This is a genomic window from Streptomyces sp. NPDC046805, assembly GCF_040645355.1.
Classification (GTDB): domain Bacteria; phylum Actinomycetota; class Actinomycetes; order Streptomycetales; family Streptomycetaceae; genus Streptomyces.
This window is the reverse complement of record NZ_JBEYYC010000012.1, coordinates 25768-48501: the sequence shown is the minus strand read 5'-3', so window position 1 is coordinate 48501 and position 22734 is coordinate 25768. Positions and strand designations below refer to the sequence as shown.

Here is a 22734-nt window from a genome sequence, read left to right as displayed (position 1 = left end):
GGGCTCAGCCGAGGTAGTCCTCGGGGCCGCCCTCGCGCACGGTGTCCAGGGTGAAGCAGTGGAAACCGCCGCCGAACAGCCGGCGGTGACGGTGGCGGACCGGCACGACCGTGAAGCCGTGGCGCTCCAGCGTGCGCATCAACTCCGGGCAGGCCTCGTTGACCAGGACGACCTCGGGGCTCACCGACAGGACGTTGAGGTCGATGTACGGGCTGGTGAGGATGAGGTCGTCGTCCTCGTACCGCGGGAATCCCTGCGCCTCGGGCGCCGGGGGAACGATGACGTCCCACTTCCGCAGCCGCTCGGGCAGCAGGTCGACCACGGCCTCGGAGCGGCACAGCAGCGTTCCCGGGCGCAGGGCCAGCACCATGCTGTCGATGTGGCTGTCGCTGAGCCGGTGGACGCGGTGGATGCGGAACCGGCCCTCCAGGTGCCGCTCCAGCCAGTCCACGCCCAGGGCGTGGTTGCGCGTGGCGATGTTGGCCACGATGTCACGGCCCAGGCGGAGGCACTGCGCCGCGTCGAAGAGCATCTCGTGCCCGACGTCGTAGCACGAGGCCCGAGGGTCCTCGATCGGCTCCATCGGGCCGCCGGCCGTGCTGGCGCGGGCGTACGACAGGTCGAAGGAGGCGTCGGTCATGAGCGGCCGGGGCATGGTCGACCAGCGGGCGCCGCGCCGGAAGTACTCCTGGAACACCGGCTTGAGCAGCTGGGTCTCGAAGAACCTGGAACGGATCATCGGCGAGGTTTCGATGATCTCGTTCCCGGCGATCAAAGTATTGTCACGGATGTTCAACGGCGGCACCACCGAGGCGGACCAGGCCGGAGTCCGCACCTCGACGGTGGCCGGATCGACGTCGGTGGGTCGATGCACGGTCACCCCGAGCGAGGTGAGCGCGTCGACCAGCCCGTGGAGATCCTCGTTCAGCTCGGCGACGTACCGCTGCTTCACCGGAACCCGGCTGCCCCCGGAGGCCGGCGCTCCCCCGCGAGACCGCAGCCGCGGGTAGTACCACTCCAGCCGGGCGGCATCGTTGTCCCCGGCGATATTGTCGTGAAAAAAGAGCTCGAAAGAAAGCTCACGCTCGTGTGAAACGTAATTCTCGGCCGTACCGACAATTACTTCCCTGAGTGGGGACCATTCATCAAAGCTGTTCAGCAACATCGCCGTTCCCTGCATATGCGCACCAACCAAAAAGGTGAAGTCGGACAACAGGATGCAAACGAGCTTTCGCTATGCTGGCACAGGCGTTCAGTCTCACGCAATGCATATCTCCGAGAGCCGCGATGTTACCTGCGTCACATCGGAGCCCTATTGACGCCGAACAAGCAGCCCTCCAATACTCGCTCCTCGTAGCAGCTGCATTACTCGACAGCCCAATACGCACCGAACGATACGGAAACAATCACGTTTCCCGGACGCGGAGGCTCAAAAGGCAATGCCCAGCCAGCAAAAGAGTGGCCCCGAGTACCAGCAGTTCGACTTCCTGATGAATGCGCCGGCGCTGTTCAATGCCGCCGCCACCGCGGCGGAGTTGCGTCTGTTCATCTTCCTCTCGGAGAATCCGGATTCCGATTTCGAGGCCATACGCGAGTTCACCGGTGTGCCGGCACACCAGCTCCGTGTCCTGCTCCAGGGGGTCTGCGCGGCCGGCCTGATGGAGCGGAGCGACGGCAAGTACCGCAACTCAGGCGTCGCCCAGGACCTGTTGGCCTCCGACGAGCCCGACAGCTGGGCCCACACGCTCATCGGGTGGAAGGAGATCTACTACCCCGCCTTCGGCCAGATGACCAAGGCGCTCAAGGCCGGCACGAACACCGCCCTGGACAGCTACCCCGGCGACGAGCCCACGCTCTACAAGCGGCTCACCCGCAACCCCGAGCTGGAAGCGGTGTTCCACAAGGCGATGGCCGCCTTCACGCTGGCCTCGATCAACGACCTCGTGGAGCGCGAGGAGTTCGGCTCCGTGAGCCACCTGCTGGACATCGGCGGCGGCGACAGCACGACGACGGCCCGGCTCCTCCAGCGAAACCCCGGGATGCGTTCGACGGTCTTCGACCAGCCGAGCGTGTCCCAGCTCGCCCACGGCAAGGAAGCGCAGAAGTTCCTCGACCGCATCGACCTCGTCACGGGCGACTTCTTCGACACCCCCTTCCCCGAGGGCGCCGACGCGGTGCTTTTCAGCCACGTCCTCGGCATCTTCTCGGGGGAGCAGATCGTCACCCTTCTCAAGAAGGCGTACGACGTGCTTCCGTCCGGCGGCCGCATCTTCATCTACGACTACAACGTCACGGATGACGAGACCACCGGAATTTACGGCGCACGGCTCGGCCTGTACTTCAACATCCTCGCCAGCGGCACCGGAATGGCGTACCCTGCCGAGGATTTCGAGGGCTGGCTGACCGAGGTCGGTTTCGGGGACGTGAAAACCATCTCCGGACTCGACTACGAGCACGGTTTCCACATGGGGACCAAGCCCTGACCGTTCCGTGAGTGAGGGGCGGTAATACCCCGGACCGAGGTCACGCACTTTGGTCCGGGGTACTGGCACTCTCATCGGCCCACGCCGGAGGGAATGAGAGCGTCGGTGACGGCCTTCACGACCTGTGGCAGCTGATCGTGAAGATAGAAGTGGCCGCCGGGAAACACATGCAACTCGAAACGCCCGTTCGTCTCGCGCTCCCATTCGCGCATCCTGGAGACCCCGACCCGGGGATCGCTGTCACCGGTGAGCGCCACGATCGGGCACTCCAGCTTCGGCCCCTCCTCGTAGGCGTAGGCCGCCAGCATGCGGTAGTCGGCCCGCAGGACGGGCAGGGCCAGCCGCAGCAACTCCGGCTCGTTCAGCACCTCTTCGGGCGTTCCCGACAGCATCCGCACTTCGCGCACCAGGTCCCGGTCGTCCAGTTCGTGCGGCGCCGGAGCGCCCGGGGGCGGCCAGGGCACGGCGGGCGCGTGCCGGCCCGAGACGAAGACGCCGGCGAGCGTGCGCCCGTCGCGTTCCAGACGCCGGGCGGTCTCGAACGCGAGGACCGACCCCATGCTGTGTCCGAACAGCGCGAGCCGCCGGTGCGGCGACGCCTGGGCCCGCAGATCCGACACCACGGCGTCGACGGCGCGGGCGACCTCACGGGCCCAGGCGTCGCCATGGCGGTCGTGCCGCCCCGGATACTGCACCGCGAGCGTCTCCACCGCCCCGCCGAGCAGTGCGGACAGCGGGTGGTAGGTGCTGGCAGTGCCGCCGGCGTGCGGAAAGCAGACCAGCTGGACCTCGGCTTCGGGCGCCGCGTGAAAGCGCCGTATCCACGTGCTCAAGAGGACTCCTGGGGCTGTTTCTTGGGGGTCAGTGCCACGGGCAGGGCGGCCGGGCCGCGCAGGAAGTTCGAGACGAGTGCGGGCACGGGACCGACGACCTCGACGGCCGAGACGGTCCGGCGCAGCTCGGTCAGCAGCGCCCGGATCTCGATGCGGGCCAGTTCCGCTCCCACGCAGAAGTGGGGGCCGTACCCGAAGGTCAGATGCTGGTTCGGCTGCCGGGCGAGGTCGAAGATGCCGGGGTCGGCGAAGGCCGCCTCGTCGCGGTTGGCGGAGGTGTTCCAGACGGTCACGACGTCTCCGGCCGCGATGGTCCGGCCCGCGAGCTCCGTGTCGTGGGTGGCCCTGCGGCCGATGTGCACCACCGGTGTCGACCAGCGCAGGATCTCCTCCGTGCCCGACACCGTCAACTCGGGTTCGTCGCGGAGTCGTTGCCACTGATCCGGGTGCTCCGTCAGGGCACGGATCCCCTCGGCCATCGCCAGTCGGGCGGTCTCGTCCCCGCCGATGATGAGGTTGTAGCAGTTGAGAAGCACCTCCTCGTCGGTCAACGAGCGTCCCTCGGGGCCGGGTTCGACGAGCAGGCTGATGATGTCGCTGCCCGGCGCCTGCCGTCGCTCGGCCGCCAGCCGCGTGTAGTAGAGAAGGATCTCGTTCCGTGCGATGCGCTGCTCGATCGCCGGCTCGGCCGCCGCGTCGCTGCTCTGCTCGGTGAGCATCGCCGCGTTGGTGAGCCGCAGCACGCGTTCCTGGTCGGCGGTGGGCACGCCGAGCAGTTCGCAGATCGCCCGCAGTGGGATCCGGGCGGCGACCTCGGCCACGAAGTCCCCGCCGCCGCGCTCGACGAAGGCCCCGAGGAGGGCGCGCGTCGCCCGCTCGACGGTGCGGGCGACCGGGCCGAGGGCGCGCGGGCCGAACCCGCGGGCGAGCAGGCGGCGCAGAGCGGTGTGGAACGGCCCGTCCGTGACGACGACCATCCGGCCCGCGGCGGGATCGCCCCCGCCGAGCAGCGTGCCGAGCATGTTGCCGCCCGCCGAGGTGAAGCGCCGGGTGTCCCGCACGACGGCTTGCGCGTCGGCGTGCCGGGCCACCGCCCAGAACGCCCGGGCGCCGCCGCCGACCGGATGCCGGCTCACGGGGTCGTCCCGCCGCATCCGCCGCCAGTAGGCGTCGAGTTCGCCCCGAGCGTGCAGCCCGGGGTCGAGCAGGTCGACGTCCACGGCCGCGCTCACCGCTCGGCCTCGATCTCGTCGAGGAAGGAGTCGAGGGGGTCGGCGGTGCTGTCCTCGGCGATCCTGTCGATGAGTTCACGCAACGGCACGTCGTCCAGGAAGAGCGTGAGCGGCACGTTGAGGCCGCGGCCGTCGCTGATCTGGCCGACGAGGTGGACGGCGGTGAGCGAGTCACCACCGCAGGCGAAGTAGGTGCGGGCGAGGTCGTCCGGGCCGTCGAGTCCGAGCGCGTCGGTGAACAGCCCGGCCAGCCACGCCTTGAGGTCCTCCGCCGCCGTGTCCTCGGCCCGGGTGTCTGCCTCGGTGCCCTCGTCCGGGCGTAGGGAGAGGGCTCCGAAGGGCTGCGAGTCGAAGGTGTGCGTGCGTACGGGCGTACGGCGGGCGCTTCCCGGGAGGGGCCGCGGGGCCTCTTCGAGCACGAGGTGGACGTTCGTGCCCCCGATGCCGACACAGGTCACGCCCGCACGGCGCGGTGTGCCGTCCGGGGTGGTCCACTCCTCCGCCTCCCGCACCAGGCGGAACGGCCCGCTCTCCAGCCCCAGTTTGGGGTTCGGGCGCGTGACGCCGTGGCTGGGCACGAGCGTGCGGTGCTGCAGCATCAGCGCCGTCTTCACCAGGGCGGCGACGCCCGCGGCCGCGTCAAGGTGGCCGATGTTGGCCTTGACCGAGCCGAGCACGATCCGGTTCGGTGCCGCGTCGGCGAAGGCGGCCGCGGCCGCGGAGATCTCCACCTGGTCGCCGAGTTCGGTGCCGGTGCCGTGGGCTTCGAGGTACTGCGCCTGCGCCGGGTCGAGCCCGGCCGCCGCCCACGCCTCGACGATCGCCGCGGTCTGGCCCTCGACTCCGGGAGCCGTGAACCCCACCTTGCGGGCGCCGTCGTTCGTCATGGCCGTACCGCGGATCACCGCGCGGATCGGGTCGCCGTCGGCCAGCGCGTCGTCGAGGCGGCGCAGCAGCACCAGGCCCACCCCGTTGCCGGGCACCGTGCCCGCGGCACGCTCGTCGAAGGGGCGGCAGCGCCCGTCGGGCGAGTAGATGCCGCCCGGCTGGTGGAGATAGCCGCGCGGCGCCACCGCGTCCACGGACGCTCCCCCGGCCAGCGCGGCGTCGCACTCGCCGAGCAGCAGCGCCTGTGTGGCGAGATGGACGGCGGACAGGGAGGTGGAGCAGGCGGTCTGGACGCCGACGCCGGGGCCCTGGAGGCCGAGCCGGTAGGAGATCCACGGGGCGAGGAACTCCCGGTCGGTCAGGATGCGGATCTGCAGCCCGCCGAGGGCGGCGCCGAGCGCCGGATCGGTGTGGGCGGCGAGCATGTGCTCCGTGACGCCGCCGCCGACGTAGACGCCGGTGCGCAGGGGCGGGTTGCGCGGGTCGTGGCCCCCGTCCTCCAGCGTCGACCAGGCGGTTTCGAGCAGCAGCCGGGCTTGCGGGTCGAGGGCGGCCGCCTCGGCCTTGTTGAAGCCGAAGTGGGCGTGGTCGAAGCGGTCGGCGTCGGCGAGCCAGCCCTTGGTCCGCACGTACTCGGGGCGCCGCACCTGCGACGCGTCGACACCGGCGGCCACGAGCTCCGCCTCGCTGAAGTCGGTGAGGGAGCAGGCGCCCGTACGGAGGTTGTCCCAGTACGCGGCGAGACTCGGCGCGCCGGGGAAGCGGCCGCTCATGCCGATGACGGCGACGGCGCCGGGGGCTGGGGGGTGAGCGTCAGTCATCATGCGTCTCTCCGGTTCGGGAACGTCTGACGGCCATCAGGCGGGCGCGCCGGTCCTGGCCTCTGCGCTGTGCGGGGACGAGGTCGGCGCGGGGCCCGGCCGCGTCGGGTCCGGCAGCATCGGGCCCGTCCGCGTCGGGCCTGGCCGCGGCTTCGGCGCGGCGGTCGAGGTGAGCGGCCAGGGCGGCCACGGTCGGGAGGCGGAACAGGTCGACGATGCCCAGCTCGGGGCCTTCCCCGCGGCCCTCCTCCATCGCCCGCAGCGCGGCCAGGACGGCGAGCAGGCGCACCGAATTGCCGCCCCTGTCGAAGAAGTTGTCGTGGGCTCCGATCCGGTCGTGGCCGAGCACCCGCGCCCACACCTCGGCGACCTTGCGTTCGGTGGCGGTCTCGGGCGCGGCGTAGGGCCGTCCCTCGTCGGGGAGTTGGGCCGGCGGGTCCGGCAGCCGTGCGCGGTCGATCTTGCCGGAACGGTTCAACGGCAGGGAGTCCAGGAGGACGAAGCGGTCCGGCACCATGTAGCCGGGCAGCTGCTCGGCGAGATGGGTGCGCAGCGCACCGCTGCTCGGCCGGCTGCCGTCACGGCCGACCACGTACGCGACCAGGTGCCGGTCGGCGGGGTCCCCGCGCACCGCCGCCGCGGCCACGGCGACCTCGGCGTGGCTCGCCAACACGCTCTCGATCTCGCCGAGTTCGACGCGGAAGCCGCGCACCTTGACCTGGGTGTCGACCCGGCCGAGATAGTGCAGCATGCCGCCGGCGTCACGGCGGCCGAGGTCTCCCGTGCGGTACATCCGGGAGCCCGGCGGCCCGCAGGGGTCGGGAACGAACCGCTGGGCCGTCAGCGCGGGGCGGCCGGCGTAGCCGCGGCCGAGTGAGGCACCGGAGACGTAGATCTCGCCGACCGCGCCGACCGGCACCGGCCGCAGCCGGGCGTCGAGCACATGGACGCGGGCACCGGGCACGGGCCGTCCGATGACCACCGGTTCGCCCGGTGCGAGGTCCGCGGTGGTCGCGTACACCGTGGCCTCGCTCGGCCCGTACGCGTCCACGATGCGGCGGCCCGGGGCCGCCCACCGCTCCACGAGCTCCGCGGGACAGGCCTCGCCCCCGACGGCGAGGGTGCGCAGCTCGGGCAGGCGGTCACCGGGCCCCGGTACGGACATGGCCGCGGACGGCGGCAGGAAGGCGTAGGTGATACGGGAGTCCCGCAGCCGGGCCAGCAGGCCCTCCCCCAGCCGCTCGTCGGGCCCGGCGATGTGCAGTTCGGCACCGGCCGTCCAGGAGAAGAAGAGGTCGGAGACGGCCACGTCGAACCCGAAGTTGACGTACTGCAGCACGCGGTCGTCCGGGCCGACCGGAAAGGCCGGGCGGACGGCCTGGCAGAGGTTGGCCAGGGCGCGGTGGTCGACGGCGACGCCCTTGGGGGTGCCGGTGGAGCCCGAGGTGTAGAGGAGGTAGGCCAGGTGGTGGGGGCGAAGCGCCTCGTGGGTGTCCGGGTCCGGCGGGGCGGGGGTGGTGGCGGCGTCGGTGTCGACGCGCAGCACCTCGACGCCGAGCCCCTGGGCCGCCTCGGCGGTCTCCGCGGCGGCGATCAGCAGCCGCATCCCGGAGTCCTCGACCATGTACGCGAGCCGGGCGCTCGGATGCCCCGGGTCCAGCGGGACGTACGCGCCGCCGGCCCGCAGCACGGCCAGGGCGGCCGCCCCCATGTCCGCCGAGCGGGGCAGCAGCAGTCCTACCGGCACCTCGGGCCCCACTCCGGCCGCACGCAGCCGGGCCGCGAGCGTGTCCGCGCGGTGCAGCAGTTCCCGGTAGGTCAGGCGTGTGGGCCCGCACACGACGGCCGTGGCATCGGGGCGCCGTTCAGCCTGGGCCGCCACCAGGTCCGGCACCAGGGGCAGGTGCGGTGCGGCCTCCGCGGTGCGGTCGGCGGCGCGCAGGATCTCGGACAGCTCGTCCGGCGGCAGCACGCCGAGGGCGGACAGCGGCGTTCCGGGCTCGGCGAGCAACTGGTCGAGAAAGGTGGTGAAGTTGGCGACCCAGCGGCGGACCGTGTCCGGGCCGAGCAGGTCGGCCGAGTAGATGAACTGCGCCACCAGGTCCTCGCCCCACCGCTCCACGTACAGCAGCAGGTCGAACTTGGCCACGTCCAGCGGCAGTTCGACGCGCCGTACCTCGGCGCCGGGCAGCGTGAGCACCATCTCGGTGTCGTCGTCGTAGGCGAACATCACCTGGACGAGGGGCTCGTGCCCGGCGGCGCGGTCGGGGGCCACGGCCTCCACGACCGCCTCGAACGGCGCGTCCTGGTACGGCTGCCCGGCGAGGAACCGGGAGCGGACCCGCTCGATGAGCTCGCCGAAGTCCGGGGTGCCGGTCAGGTCGGCGCGGACCGCGAGGGTGTTGGTGAGCATGCCCACCATGTCGTGCAGTTCGGACCGGTCCCGGCCCGCCACCGGCACCCCCACCACCAGGTCGTCCTGGCCGCACAGGCGCCCGAGGAAGGCGGCGAAGGCCGCGAACAGCGCCATGAACGGCGTGCCTCCGTGGGCGCGCGCCACCTTCTCCAGCCGTGACCGGGTCTCGGGCGGCAGCACGAACCGTTCGATGCCGCCCGCGGTGGTCCGGCGCGGCGGCAGGAGCCGGTCCGCCGGCAGGGCGGTGGTGGCGGGCGCTCCGCGCAGCTGCCGCGCCCAGACGTCGACGGCACGCGCGTAGCCGCCGGAGGTGAGGCGCTCGTGCTGCCAGGCGGCGAAGTCCGGGTACTGCAGCTCCGGTTCGGGCGCGCCCCAGGGACGTCCGGCCGTTTCGGCCGTGTAGGCGTCGGACAGTTCGCGCAGCATCAGTTGCAGCGACCAGCCGTCGCACACGATGTGGTGTGCGACGAGCAGCACCCGGTGGCTGCCGTCGGCTACCGCGTACACCCGGCAGCGCAGCAGCGGACCGGCCGCGGTGTCGAAGGGCCGGGCCGCCTCGGCGAGCATCCGCGCCCGCACCTCGGCCACCGGAACGTCCCGTTCGAGGGTCACATCGGCGCGCTGATCCGCCCCCACCACCTGTACCGGCGGTCCGCCGTCGGCCGTCTCGGCGGGGCGGAAGACCGTGCGCAGCGACTCGTGGCGGGCCACGATCGCGTCGACGGCCCGGTGGAACGCCTCCGGGTCGAAGGTCCCGTGCACACTGAAACCGGCGGGCACGTTGTACTGGGCCGTGCCCGGGTGCAGTTGGTCGAGGACCAGCAGCCGGCCCTGGGCGGGCGACAGCGGAAACTCGTAGATCACGTCAGTCCTCCCGCGGCGGTCGGCCCCCACAGCGCGGCGTTCACGGCGGAGGCGATCCGAGGGGCGTACTCGGGTGTCAGCATCTGGGCGTGTTCACAGGGCAGTTCGTGTACGTCGACGAGGGCGCCGGTGCCGCGCCAGGCATCCGCCTTCTCCACGGTGGACGGCCCGTGCGGCTCCTTGTCGGCGGACACCAGCAGCACACGGCCGTCGTACGCCGGCGGCTGCCAGTCGAGGGCGAGCCGGATGTGCCGGGCGCGCATCCGCAGCAGCCCGGACAGCTGCTCTTCGCTGTGGTCCGCGAAGGCGCTGGTGTGCCGGCGGAGGGTCGCGAAGACGGCCGCGGGGTCGAGGCGGCCCGGCGGGCGGGGCGCGTCGGGGGCGGCGTGACGCAGCAGGATGCGCAGCGTCTCCTGATCGATGGCGTCCTCGTCGAAGGGTTCCGCGGCGGCCTCGGGCGGCATGGGGACGTAGTCCAGCACCGCGGTCAGGGCCACCTCCTGTCCGTCGCGGCGCAGCCGGGCGGCCAGTTCGAAAGCGAGCAGTCCGCCGAAGGAGTGCCCGAGCAGCGCGTACGGTCCCTCGGGCTGGAGCGCGCGGATGCGGGCCGTGTACGCGTCGGCGAGCTCGGCGACACCGTCCGGCAGCGGCGCGCCGGGGCTTCCCAGCACCGTGGGCTGCAGCGCGTGGACGGCCTGGTCCGGGGGGAGATGGGGCAGCAGCACGGTGTAGGCCCAGGCGAGGCCGAGCCCGGAGTGCAGACAGAAGAGGGCGGGGCCGCGCTCGCCGGAGCGCAGGGTGAGCACGGGGGCGAGGCTGCGCGATCCGCCCTCGGCGGCGACGCCGCGCTCCTGACGCTCCAGGTGTGCGGCGAGCGCGGCGGGCGTACGGGCGTCGAAGAGGACGCCGACGGGCACGCGGGCGCCGCACTCGCTCTCGATCCCGGCGCACAGGCGCAGGGCCAACAGGGAGTGGCCGCCCGCGGCGAAGAAGTCGGTGTCCGCGGCGGCTTCGGGCAGGCCGAGGACGTCGGCGAAGAGCGCGCAGAGCGTGCGCTCCCGATCGTCGGCCGGCGCGACGGGCGCCGCGGCATCGGCGGGCGCCGGTACGACGTCGCCGAGCGCGGTCCGGTCGACCTTGCCGTGCCGGGTGAGCGGCACCTCGTCGAGCACGCCCCACAGGGACGGGAGCAGATGGGACGGCAGCGTGCGGGAGGCGTGCCGCCTGACCTCGTCGAGGTCACCGTCCACCGTCAGCACCAGATGCGCGACGAGCCGCTTGCCGGCGGAGGCGTCCGGGCGCGCGGTGACGACGGCGCGCTCCACGCCTCGGCAGGCTTCCAGCGCGGCCTCGACCTCGCCGGGCTCGATGCGGTGGCCTCGGACCTTCAGCTGGGCGTCGGCGCGCCCCGCGAAGTGCAACAGCCCGTCGTCGGTCCAGCGCGCGAGGTCGCCGGTGCGGTACATGCGGGCGCCCGGCGGCCCGTAGGGGTCGGCGACGAACCGCTCGGCGGTGTCGGCGGGGTGGCGGTGGTAGCCCCGGGCCAGGCCGCCGCCCGCGAGGTAGAGCTCGCCGGTGGTGCCCGCGGGAACGGGGCGCAGATGGGCGTCCAGCACGTACGCGCGGGTGTGGTCGAGCGGCCGGCCGATGGGGACCGGCGCGGGCACGGCGCCGGTCACACGGTGGCCGGCGGCGAACACCGTGGTCTCGGTGGGGCCGTAGCCGTTGACGACCTCCGTGCCGGGGCAGCGGTCACGCACCCGGCGCACCGCTTCCGGCGAGAGGACGTCTCCCCCGGCCCATACCTGGCGCAGCCCCTGGAGCGCGTCCGGGGCGAGGTCGGCGACGACGCGGAAGAGCTCGGCGGTCAGCCACAGCGCGGTGACGCGGTGCTCGGCCAGCGTCCGCCCGAGCATCGACGGCTCGACGCGCGGTCCGATGACGACGGTGCCGCCGTTGAGCAGCGGCACCCACACCTCGTAGGTCGCGGCGTCGAAGGTGTGCGGGCTGTGGAACAGCACACGGCGGTGGGCTCCGCCCGCGAACCGGCCGTCGGCGGCGAGCTCCACGACGGCCCGCTGCGTGGTGACCACGCCCTTGGGCCGGCCGGTCGAGCCGGAGGTGAACATGAGGTACGCCGCGGAGTCGGGGTGGCAGGCCGCGGTGGCGGCGGTCTCCGGACCGCTCCCGGCCACCGGTACCGTCTCGACGTCCTCCGGTAGCCAGTCGGGACGTCGCCGCGTCACGACGAGGCCCGCACCGCACTCGCGCAGCAGGCGGACGAGACGGTCGCGCGGGTGGGCCGGGTCCAGGGGCACGTAGTACCCGCCTACGCGCGCGACCGCGAGCTGGGCGGTCACCAGATCGGGCGAGCGGGGCAGCAGCAGGGCCACCGGTGTCTCCGCGCCCGCGCCCGCTGCCGCCAGGCGGCCCGCCAACTGCGCGGCAGCGGAGTCGAGTTCCTCGTAGGTGAGGACCTGGTCCGGCGCCTCCACGGCGGGCGCGTCCGGGGTCCTGGCCACCTGGGCGGCGAAGCGGGCCGGGATCGTGGTGGGCTGCCGCCCGGCGCGCTCCGTACCGCGGCCGTGGGCCAGCAGCCGGGCGCGCTCGGGCGGCGGCAGTACGTCGATCTCGTGGGCCGGTGTCGTGAGCGCGCCGTCCGCGGTCAGCTCCTCGAAGGCTCGCACCAGCCGCCGGGCGAGGCCCTCGGCGTCGATGCCGCCCCGGTGGTTCAGTCGCAGCAGCCAGCGGTCACCGGCGACCACGGCGATCGCCAGCGGGTAGTGCGTGGCGTCCCGCGTGTCGACCAGGCGTGTGCCGCCGCCCGCGGTGAGGCCGCCGCGGGGGTAGTTCTCGAACGCCAGCACCGTGTCGAAGAGTTCGTCGACCTCGGCGTCCCGCTGCACGTCCGCGAGCCGCACCTGGTGGTACGGCATGAGCCGTTGCTGCTCGTCCTGGATGCGGGCGAGCAGCTCCCGCACCGTCTCGCCGCGGCGCAGACGTACCCGCACCGGCAGCGTGTTGAGGAACAGCCCGACCATCGACTCGACGCCGGGCAGCCCGGCCGGGCGCCCCGACACCACCCCGCCGAACACCACGTCGTCACGGCCGGTGCTCCGCGCGAGGACCAGGCCCCAGGCGACCTGTGCCAGGGTGCCCACCGTGCAGCCGGCGGCGCGGGCGGTGCGCGTGAGCGCCGCGCTCGACTCGCCGGACAGCTCGACGTCGAGGGTGCCGACCGTCGGAGCGTCGCGGGTGGGGTCCGTCCGAACGCCCAGGGCGCCGACCGCCTGTCCGGCCGAACTCCGGTGCGCCGTCAGCAGGGACGGCGGTCCGAGCCCGGCGAGGGCTTCGCGCCAGGCGGCGCGCGCGGCGGCCGGGTCCTGCCCGTGCAGCCAGCCCAGATAGTCGCGGTAGGGCGGGGCGGGCGGCAGGACGGGACCGCCTTCGTAGAGGGCGGCGAGCTCTTGCGCGAGAACCGGCATGGACCAGCCGTCGATCAGGATGTGATGCAGGGTGAGCACGACGTCGGCGCCGTCGTCCCGGTGCAGCAGCATGCCGCGCAGCAGCGGCGGCCGGGCGATGTCGAAGCCCCGCAGCCGGTCCGCGGCCAGCATCCGCTCCAGCTCCTCCTCGGCCTGCGCGGCACGGAGCCCGGACAGGTCCGCCTCGGTCCACGGCACCTCGGCCCGCCGTGGGATGAGCTGGACCGGCTGGCCGAGGCCCCGGTGCCGAAAGCAGGCACGCAGGTTGGGGTGGCGCTCCAGCAGGGCGGCCACGGCGTCGCGCATGCGCGGGGCGTCCAACGGATCGTCCACCCGCACCCGTACCTGGACCAGATACGGATCGGCGTCCTCGGCGGCGAGTGCGGCGTGGAAGTACAGCCCCTCCTGCGCGGGCGACAGGGGCAGCACATCCGCCAGTCGACCGCCGCTCACAGGTCTTCCTCCAGCAGGTCGAGCTGGTCCTGGCTCAGGTCGACCAGGGGGAAGTCGGAGGCGGTGAAGCCGCCCGCGCCTTCCTGTGTGCCGTACTCGGCGAGCAGGGCGAGCGCCTCCGTCCACACCTCGGTGAGCTTGCGGACCTCGTCCTCGCCGAGCGAGGCATCCGCGTAGGACCAACTGGCCACCAGGTGGGGTCCGTCGGCCCGTTCCTCGGCGATCACGTCCACCTCGACGGCGTGCGCGAGCGGCAGCGCGTCGCTCTCCATGCCGAGCAGTTCGAGCCCCTCGGTGTCGGTCTGTGACGGCGGGGTCGTCCGGCCCAGGTAGTTGAAGCGCACGTCGGGTGTCGGCAGCGCGGCGAGGCGAGGCGCGGTGTCCGGGTTCAGGTAGCGCAGCAGCCCCCAGCCGAGGCCGTCTCCGGGCACGCCGCGCAGCTGTTCCTTCACCTGCTTGAGCGCCCGCTCGGCGCCATCGGCCCGGAGGTCGGCCGTGTCGGCGGCGCCGGGGTCGAGCAGCACCGGGTGCTGCCGGGTGAACCATCCGACGGTGGCTGCCACATCGGCGGTGCGCAGCCCGTCACGGCCGTGTCCTTCGACGTCGACGAGCAGGGCCCGCGCGCCCGTGTCGCCGACCGCGGCGCGGCGGCGGGCGGCGGCCACCGCGAGTGCCGTCAGGAGCACCACGTCGGGGCCGCAGTGGTAGGCGGCGGGCAGCCGGTCGAGCACCGGGGCGGCGATCGACGGGGGCACCTCGACGGTCACGACGGCCCGGCGCCCGTCGACGGGGGCCGACGTGAGGCGGGCGTCCGGGGTGGACAACACCCGTTCCCACCACGCCACTTCGGTGTCCGTGTCCTCGTAGCGGCGTGCCTCCTCGTGGAGCAGCTCAGCCCAACGACGGTACGGCGTACCGGAGATGGCGGCGGGCTCGCGCCCGTGCAGCAGCTCGGTCAGCTCGGCGCCGAGCGTCCGCAGCGACACCGCGTCGACGGCGAGGTGGTGCAGGTTCACCAGCAACCGGCCTCCGCGGCCGGGTCCGCCGTCGTACCACACGGCACGGATCGTCTGTCCGCGCGCGAGGTCAAGTCCCAGAGACGGCAGGGTGTTTCGGGCGGCAGCGCGGACGGCCGCCTCGCCCATGCCCGCGGCGTCCACGCGGACGACGTCTGGGACGTCACCGGGGTGCCCCTGGTCCGGCAGCGTCTCCAGGTCCCACGCGCCGTCGGCTCCCCCGTCGGTCAGTCGTAGTCGCAGGGCCGCATGACGCTCGGTCAGCCGGTGCAGCGCCGTGGTGATCCGGGCGGTGTCGAGGCCGGCGGGCACCGGCAGCAGGGCCGTCATGGTGAAGTGATCGAGCACGTCTGCCTGTTCGCGCAGCCAGTGCATCATCGGCGTGAGCGGCATCGGGCCCGCCGTGTCGGTGTCCTCCGCGTCGGCGGTCTGCGATGCCGTCGTGCGGGCGGCCGCGGCCAGCCGCGCGGGGGTCCGGGCGGTGAAGACGTCGGCCGGTGTGAACTCCAGTCCCTCCGCCCGGGCGCGGACGGCCAGATGGATGGCCATGATGCTGTCGCCGCCGCACTCGAAGAAGTCCGCATCGACGGGGACGGCGCCCCGGCCGAGCACCACGGCGAACAGCGCGCACAGCGTGGCTTCCCGGGGCGACGCCGGAGCGTCGCCGCCGTCGGCCACCGGGTGCGGCCGCGTCGTCGGGGCGGGCAGCGCCGCCCGGTCCGTCTTGCCGGAGGGCGTCAGCGGCACCTCGTCCAGTGCGACGTACGCCGTCGGCACCATGCCGCTGGGCAGCAGGGCGGCGGCGTGCTCGCGCAGCGCCCGCGGGTCGACCGACTGTCCCTGCCGGGGCACCGTGTAGGCCACGAGGCGGCGGGAGCCGGGCAGATCGTCGCGTACGACCACGATCGCGCGGGCCACGCCCGGGTGTGCGGCGAGCACCGCCTCGATCTCGCCGGGCTCGATGCGCAGCCCGTTGAGCTTGACCTGGTCGTCGCCGCGTCCCAGGTAGTCGAGCTGGCCGTCCGGGCGGCGGCGCGCGAGGTCACCGGTGCGGTACATGCGGGCCCCGGGCGGGCCGTAGGGGTCGGGGACGAACCGTTCGGCGGTCGTTCCCGGCATCCCGAGGTAGCCCCGGGCGAGGCCGTCGCCCGCGAGGTACAACTCGCCGCGCACGCCCATGGGAACGGGCAGCAGATCGGCATCGAGCACGTACACACGGGCCGAGTCGATCGGCCGGCCGATGGGCGGCGGAGTGCCGTCACCGGGGAGGGGGTCCGAGACGGTGACGCCGACGGTGGCCTCGGTCGGGCCGTAGGCGTTGAGGACCCGGCGCCCGTCCACCGTCCATCGGGCGACGAGCTCGGGTGGGCAGACATCGGCGCCCACGCACAGCGTGCGCAGGTCGGGACACCCCTCGGCGGACGCCCCGTCGAGGAGGGCCGGGGGCAGCAGAGCTGCCGTGATCCGCAGTTCGCGCAAGGCCGCGGTCAGGGCTTCCCCGGCCAGCGGCCCGGCAGGGGCGACGACGAGGGTGGCGCCGCGGTCGAAGGCCATCGCCGCCTCGGCGACGGAGATGTCGAACGACGGGGAGCTGAGCTGGAGCACGCGGCTGTGCTCGTCGACGCCGAACCGGTCGGCGAAGCCGCGTGCCAGCGCCGCGATGCCGGCATGCGGCACCACGACGCCCTTGGGCCGGCCGGTGGAGCCGGAGGTGTAGATGACGTACGCGGCGTCACCGGGCGCCACGGCATGCGGCGGCAGGGGCTCCGCCTCGTAGGCGGCCGCGTCGAGTTCGAGGACGGGCAGGTCGTCGGGCGCGTACGGCGGTCGCGCGCCGGGCTCGGTGACCAGGACGGCCGGGGCGGCGTCGGTGAGCATGTGGCGCAGGCGGTCCGCCGGATACGCCGGGTCGAGCGGCACATAGGCGGCTCCCGTCCGCTGCACGGCGAGCGCCGCCACCGTCGCCGCGGCCGAGCGGCCGAGGGCGAGGGCCACCGTCCGGCCCGGTCCGGCCCCGAGCTTGGCCAGACGTCCGGCCAATCCGGCGGATCGATCAGCCAGTTGGCGATACGTCAGGGTCGTCGCGCCGGCTTCGAGCGCCGGTGCCTCGGGCGTACGCGCGACGCACCGGTCGACCAGGCCGGGCAATGTCAGGACGGGCTCGGCGGCACGCGGCTGCGCGGGCTCGGGCAGCAGCCGTTCCCGCTCGTGGCGCGTCAGCAGGTCGTGGCCGCTCACCGGCGTGTCCGGGGCCGCGACCAGGCGGGCCAGGAGGGCGGCGAAGCCGTCCGCCCAGTGCCGCACGGCCGCCGGGTCATAGCGGTCGGTCCGCACCTCCAGCGTTCCGCAGAAGCCGTCGTCGGCGTCCTGCACGATGCCGACGAGGTCGTGTTCGCCGCCCGTGTGGATGCGCTCGGGCTGGGAGAACTCGCGGAGCCGGCCGACGCTCCGCTGCCGCGGCAGGTACATGAACACCCACTGGAAGAGGGGTGATTGGCCGGCGCTGCGGTCCGGCGCCGTCCGCGCGACGATCCGGCCGACCGGCACGTCCCCGTTGGCGAGGACCTGAGGGAAGTCCGCAGCGAAGCGGCCGATCAGCTGGGTGAAGGTGTCGTCGGCGCCGATCCGCCAGCGCGTCGGGAGGGCGTTCATGACATAGCCGATGACCCGTTCGAGGCCCTTGGCCGCGCGGTTGGCGGTGGGCGTGCCGAGCACCAGGTCGTCGGTGCCGGTGAGGCGGGAGGCGAAGACGGCGAACGCCGCGATCAGCACGCCGTACACCGTGGTGCCGTGGGACCGGGCCAGGGCCCGTACGGCACGCTCGGTCTCCGCGTCCACCCCGAACGGCACCTGCGCGATGCCGAATTCCGCGCCCCCGGCCGCCGCGCCGGGTATCGCCAGCGGGGCCGGGGGCCGGGCGAGGTAGCGCGCCCAGAAGTCGAGGCGGGCGTCGAAGACCCCGGATTCCGCGAGCTCGTGCTGCCAGGACGCGAAGTCGCCGTACTGGATCTCGGGGCGCGGCGGCAGGGTGCTGCCCTCGCGCACGGCCCGGTAGATGTCGGCGAACTCGGTGTGCAGCACATCGAAGGACCACCAGTCCGTGACGATGTGATGCAGGGCCAGGACCAGCGTGGACCGCTCGTCGTCGACCGTGATGAACCGGCCCCGGATCAGCCGCTCGCCGCTCGTCAGGTCGAAGGTGCGCAGCCGGAACTCCTCCAGGACCTCATGGAGGTCCCGGCCGGTGCCTCGCAGGTCGATCCGTTCGAGCGCGAAGGAGCCGGTCTGCGGGAAGTCGAGCCACAGGTCGCCCGGTTCGCCGGAGATGCGGGCCCGGAGGATGTCGTGGTTGTCCTGCAGGTGGGTGAGGGACGCCGACAGCTGCTCCGGGTCCACCGGGCCGTCGAAGTGGTAGGCGCAGCACAGGTTGAGGGCCGCGGTGTGCGGATACAGCGACTCGTAGACCCACAGGTCCTCCTGGGCGGGGCTGAGCCGCACCGGGCCGTCGTCGCCGCGCGGGGGCACCACGGCGGGGAGGGCGTCCTGGCGCCCGGACTCCACCATGCGGCGCAGCAACCGCACGCGCTGGGCGCTGCTGAGAGCGCTGAACCGGTCGGTCGCCGACGGTGGGGAGAAGGCGGAGGTCATGCCACGTCCTTTCGCAGTGCCGCCAGCCGGTGCAGGCTCGCCAGGACCTCGTCCCGGCCGAGTCCGAAGTCGACGAAGCAGGCCACCTCGTCACAGCCGAGTTCGCGCAGGTCGGCGAGCATCTTGGCGCAGGTGCCGGGCGAGCCGAGGAGGCTTCCCCAGGCCAGATAGCGCCGGAAGGCGAACTCGGCGAGCTGGTCGATCTGTTGGGGGCGAAGCGGTGCGGTGTCGCCGTCCGCGCCCCGGTTGCTGGTCGTCTGCCGCAGGTAGGAGCGGAGGTACGACATGAGGGGGGCCGCCACGCGGCGCCGCACCGCGTCGTCGCTCTCGCCGACGTAGGTGTGCGCCATGAGCGTGACCGTGCCGGTGGGGCCCGTGCCGGGCTGCTCGGGGGCGGCGGCGTAGGCGGCGCGGTAGCGCGCGATCCGGTCGGCCAGGTCGGTGCGGCTCTGCCCGACGGTGGCGCCCAGCACGCCGGTGCGCAGTGCTCCGGCGGCCTCCCAGGTCGCGGGCGAGCCGGAGGTGGTCAGCCAGAGCGGGAGCGCGGGCTGTACGGGGGTGGGCTGCGGGCGCACCGCGATGCGGCGCCCGGTGCCGTCGGTGAACTCCCCGGACTCCCCCGCCCACAGCCGCCGCAGCAGCGGTATGTCGCCGAGCGCACGCTCGCGCCGGTCCGCGTAGTGGTCGGGGGCGAGCACGAAGTCGGCCGAGTGCCAGCCGGTGGCGACCGAGAACCCGGCGCGTCCGTGGGAGAGGTTGTCGACGACGGCCCAGTCCTCGACGACGCGCAGCGGGTGGTGCAGGGGCAGGACGACGCTGCCGCCGCGCAGCGCGATCCGCTCCGTGATCGCGGCCAGCGCGGAGCTGAGCACGGGCGGGCTCGGGAAGATCTGGCCGACCTCCTGGAAGTGCCGTTCCGGCGTCCAGAGGGCGGCGAAGCCGAGCTCGTCGGCGCAGCGCGCGACGGCCAGGACGTCCTCGTACTTCGCCACGTGGTCGTCGGCCCCGGCGGCCGAGTCCGCGCCGAAGAACATCACGCTCAACTCCACGGTGCCGTGCCCTTCTTGTGGGGTCTCGGGATGCGCCGTCGCCTCGGGATCGGCGCGTCGTGTGCCGTGTCCGCGCCGCGGCCCCGCGGGTGACGCGCGAGTTCGGCGGCCAGGGCCGCGGGGGTGGGGTGCTCGAGGATCTGCGCGGTGGTGACGGGCAGCGTCTCGCGGGTCGCCAGGCGGGCGGCCACCCGCACCGCGCGCAGCGAGTTGCCGCCGAGGTCGAAGAAGTCGTCGTGCGGGCCGACGCGCCGGACGTCCAGCACCTCTTCCCACACAGCGGCGATGCGGCGCACGACCTCGTCGGCGGCCGGAGTCGCGGGCCGCTCCGGTGCCGGTGCGGCGGGCTCGGGCGCGGACCGGTACGGCGGCTCGGGCGACGGCAGGTCCGACACCTTGGCGTCCGGGTCCGCGGGCAGCGCGGTGAGCAACGCCGTGAAGGCGTCGGCGAGCCAGTCGGTGACGGCGGTGTCGAAGGCGTCGCGCTGGTGTTCCAGGGTCACCGTGAGCCCCGCCGGTGTGCCGTCGGCCTCGTAGGTGTCCGTGACGTCGACCAGCAGCTGGAAGCGGGCGGACCCGGTGCGCACGACCTCGACGCTGCTCTCGGCGCCGGGCAGGTCCAGCGCCGCGGAGGCGTTGTTCTGCAGCGCCAGGACGACGTCCGTGAAGGGGTGATGGCCGGGCAGGCGGGGCGGGTTGAGCTCGTCGACGACCAGCTCGAAGGGGACGTCCTGATGCGCGTAGGCGGCCAGGTCGCAGGCGCGTGTGCGAGCGAGCAGCTCGCCGACGGTGGGGTCGTCGAGCGGGCCGGCGCGAAGGACGAGCAGGTTGACGAAGAAGCCGACGAGGGCGTCCGCCGCCGGGTCGCCGCCGCGGCCGGCCACCGGCGCGCCGATCGCGATGTCCGCGCCCGGTGCCGCCCGGTCGAGTACGGCGGCGAGGGCGGCGTGCAGCACCATGAACAGGGTGGCGTCGTGGGCCCGGCCGAGCCCGGCGAGCCGAGCGTGGGCGGCCGCGTCGAGGCGGCGCACGGTCGTCGCCGCCCGCGCTCCGGCGCCGCTCGCGGTGTGCCCGGGACGGCGCGGCAGCGCCGGGGCGGCAGGCAGGCCGCTCAATTGCTGCCGCCAGTAGGCGAGTTGGCGGGCCACCCGGCTTCCGGGGTCCCCCGGCTCGCCCAGCCGTTGTGGCTGCCGTAGCGCATGGTCGGCGTATTGCAGAGGCAGGGGCGGCAGTTGCTCTCCCGCGTAGGCACGCGACAGGTCCGCGAAGAGCGGCGCCAGCGACCATCCGTCGGTGGCGATGTGGTGCATGACCACCAGGAGCGCGTGCTCGCCGGGCCGGTCGTCGATGCTGAACAGCACGGCGTGCCAGGGCGGTTCGGTGGCCAGGTCGAAGCGGTGACGGGCTGCCTCGACGACCCGTTCCTCGAACTCGGCCTCGGCGACGCGGGCGCGGCGCAGCCGGGGCCGGGCCTCGGGACCGTCCAGCGGGCGCTGGGTCGGCTCGCCCTCGTCGTCCTGCGGAAAGACCGTGCGCAGTGCCTCGTGCCGCTCGGCCACGGCTGCCATGGCCGCTTCCAGGCGCTCGGCGTCCACCTCGCCCGAGATCCGCGCCAGCAGCGGCACGTTGTACGCCACCGAAGCCCCGGTCCGGTCGAGGAACCACAGGCGCCGCTGGGCGAAGGACAGGGGGAGGACGTCGGGGCGCGGCGCGGCCGGTGACGGCGCCGGTCCGGTCGCGGCGTCGCGCAGGTGCGCCGCGATGCCGGCCACGGTGGGCGCCTCGAACAGGGTGCGTACGCCGATCTCGGCGCCGAGGTCGGCGTGGATGCGGCTGAGGATGCGGGCCACCGTCAGCGAGTTGCCGCCGAGCGCGAACAGGTCGTCGTGCAGGCCGACTTGAGGCCTGCCCAAGGCCTCGGCGAACAGCGTGCACAGCGCCTTCTCGACGGGGGTTCGGGGCTCGTCGGCGTCGGCGGGCGGGACGTCGTCACCCGGTGGTGGCGTGGGGTCGGGCAGCGCCGCGCGGTCGAGCTTGCCGTTCGGCAGCAGAGGAAGGGCGTCAAGGAGCACGAACACGGCGGGGACCATGAAGTCCGGCATCGTGTGCCGGGCATGGGCGCGCAACTGTGCGCTGTCCGGGGCCTGTTCGCCGCCACGCGGCACCACGTACGCCACGAGCCGCAGTTCGCCCTCGTGCCCCGCACGGGCCGTGACGGCGACGCGCTCGACGCCGGGGTGGCGCGCGAGGACGGCCTCGGCCTCGGCGGGCTCCACCCGGAAGCCCCGGACCTTCACCTGGTCGTCGGCCCGGCCGACGAACTCCAGCGCCCCGTCGGCGCGTCGTCGTACCAGATCGCCGGTGCGGTACATGCGCTCGCCGGGGCGGCCGTAGGGGTTGGCCACGAAACGCTCGGCGGTGGCGCCGGGCCGGCCCGTGTAGCCGTGGGCGAGTCCGGCGCCCGCGGCGTACAGCTCGCCCACCGCGCCGTCCGGCACCGGTCGCAGCCGCGCGTCCAGGACGTGCACCGTCTTGTGGGCGAGCGGGCGGCCGATGGGCACGGAGCGGGTGCCGGGGGCCGCCGCCTCGGCGGGGTCCGCGGAGTGCGTCGTCAGGAAGATCATGCCCTCGACGGGGCCGTAGCCGTTGCGCAGCCGCAGTCCCGGGTAGTCGCGCAGCGCGGCCGCGACGTGCGGGACGGACAGCGCCTCGCCGCCGACGATGACCCGGCGCACCCCGTCCAACGCCCCGGGCACCTCGTCCACGACGACGTTGAACAGGCCGGCCGACAGGTACAGGTCGGTGATGCCGTGCCGCGCGACCAGCCGGCGCAGGACCAGCGGGTCGGGGCGCATGCCGGGGTGCAGGACACACGTCCCGCCGTTCAGCAGCGGCCCCCACAGCTCCAGGGCGAAGGCGTCCCAGGAGACCGGGGCGCACTGCAGCCAGACGGAGCCCGGCCCGAAGCCCGCGTAGTCCTGGCCGACGAGCGTGGCGGTGAGGGCGTGGTGGGGGGCGGCGATGCCCTTGGGGCGGCCGGTGGAGCCCGAGGTGAACATCACGCAGGCGATGCCATCGGGGCGAGCCGGGCAAGGCGCGCCGTCCCAAGTGGCCCTGATCTCCGTAGAGTCGGCCGCGGTGGGCTGCCCGTCCACCGGTACGAGGCGTACGCCCTCCCCGAGCCGGGCCGCGATGTCGGCGTGCCGGGCCGTGTGCGCCACGGTCGTGGCCCCCATGTCGGCCACCATCGCGCGGAGCCTCGCGAGCGGCAGGCCGGGGTCGAGCATCGCGTAGCCGGCCCCGGACTTGAGGACGGCCAGCAGCGTGACGACCATGTCCACGCCGCGCTCCAGGCAGACCCCGACGAGGTCTCCGGGGCGCACGCCTGCCGAACGCAGGTGTGCCGCGAGGTGGTCGGCGCACGCTTTCAGGTCCCCGTACGGGACGCGTTCATCGTCGGCTACCAGGGCGATCGCGTCGGCGGCGCGGGCGGCCTGCCGGTCGAAGCGTTCGTGCACGCTCTCCGCTGTCAGCACAGCGCCCATG

The 22734-nt window shown here is 73.7% G+C and carries 10 protein-coding genes; 1 reads left to right on the top strand and 9 read right to left on the bottom strand.

Going from position 1 to position 22734, the window contains the following annotated elements:
* Positions 1-4: 4 nt before the first annotated feature.
* Positions 5-952, bottom strand: coding sequence for a glycine amidinotransferase (locus tag ABZ910_RS15140; RefSeq protein ID WP_361363989.1), 948 nt, complete (start codon positions 950-952; stop codon positions 5-7).
* Between the two features lie 487 nt (positions 953-1439).
* Between ABZ910_RS15140 and ABZ910_RS15135 the strand changes: the two genes are divergently transcribed.
* The gene (locus ABZ910_RS15135) at positions 1440-2483 is read left to right on the top strand and encodes a methyltransferase (RefSeq protein ID WP_361363987.1); all 1044 of its coding nucleotides are present in this window, start codon (positions 1440-1442) and stop codon (positions 2481-2483) included.
* 71 nt (positions 2484-2554) lie between these two features.
* Here the strand turns inward: ABZ910_RS15135 and ABZ910_RS15130 are convergent, their stop codons facing one another.
* The 8 genes from ABZ910_RS15130 to ABZ910_RS15095 are packed head-to-tail and all read right to left on the bottom strand — an operon-like array spanning position 2555 to position 22733.
* Positions 2555-3316: an alpha/beta fold hydrolase gene (locus tag ABZ910_RS15130; RefSeq protein WP_361363984.1), complete on the bottom strand. Its 762-nt coding sequence runs from the start codon at positions 3314-3316 to the stop codon at positions 2555-2557.
* A complete protein-coding gene (locus ABZ910_RS15125) occupies positions 3313-4548 on the bottom strand; it encodes a cytochrome P450 (protein WP_361363981.1) in 1236 nt (411 codons plus the stop codon). Before ABZ910_RS15125 ends, ABZ910_RS15130 begins: the two co-directional genes overlap by 4 nt.
* Complete coding sequence (locus tag ABZ910_RS15120; protein ID WP_361363978.1) at positions 4545-6260, bottom strand: beta-ketoacyl synthase N-terminal-like domain-containing protein; 1716 nt, start codon at positions 6258-6260, stop codon at positions 4545-4547. The genes ABZ910_RS15125 and ABZ910_RS15120 overlap by 4 nt, the downstream gene beginning before the upstream one ends.
* A complete protein-coding gene (locus ABZ910_RS15115) occupies positions 6250-9537 on the bottom strand; it encodes an amino acid adenylation domain-containing protein (protein WP_361363975.1) in 3288 nt (1095 codons plus the stop codon). Before ABZ910_RS15115 ends, ABZ910_RS15120 begins: the two co-directional genes overlap by 11 nt.
* The gene (locus ABZ910_RS15110) at positions 9534-13475 is read right to left on the bottom strand and encodes an amino acid adenylation domain-containing protein (protein ID WP_361363973.1); all 3942 of its coding nucleotides are present in this window, start codon (positions 13473-13475) and stop codon (positions 9534-9536) included. Before ABZ910_RS15110 ends, ABZ910_RS15115 begins: the two co-directional genes overlap by 4 nt.
* Positions 13472-18139 carry an amino acid adenylation domain-containing protein gene (locus ABZ910_RS15105; RefSeq protein WP_361363970.1) on the bottom strand — a complete coding sequence of 1556 codons (4668 nt, stop codon included), beginning with the start codon at positions 18137-18139 and terminating at the stop codon, positions 13472-13474. The genes ABZ910_RS15110 and ABZ910_RS15105 overlap by 4 nt, the downstream gene beginning before the upstream one ends.
* Positions 18136-19188, bottom strand: coding sequence for a MupA/Atu3671 family FMN-dependent luciferase-like monooxygenase (locus ABZ910_RS15100; protein ID WP_361363967.1), 1053 nt, complete (start codon positions 19186-19188; stop codon positions 18136-18138). The genes ABZ910_RS15105 and ABZ910_RS15100 overlap by 4 nt, the downstream gene beginning before the upstream one ends.
* The gene (locus ABZ910_RS15095; protein WP_361363965.1) at positions 19179-22733 is read right to left on the bottom strand and encodes an amino acid adenylation domain-containing protein; all 3555 of its coding nucleotides are present in this window, start codon (positions 22731-22733) and stop codon (positions 19179-19181) included. The genes ABZ910_RS15100 and ABZ910_RS15095 overlap by 10 nt, the downstream gene beginning before the upstream one ends.
* Position 22734 lies beyond the last annotated feature (1 nt).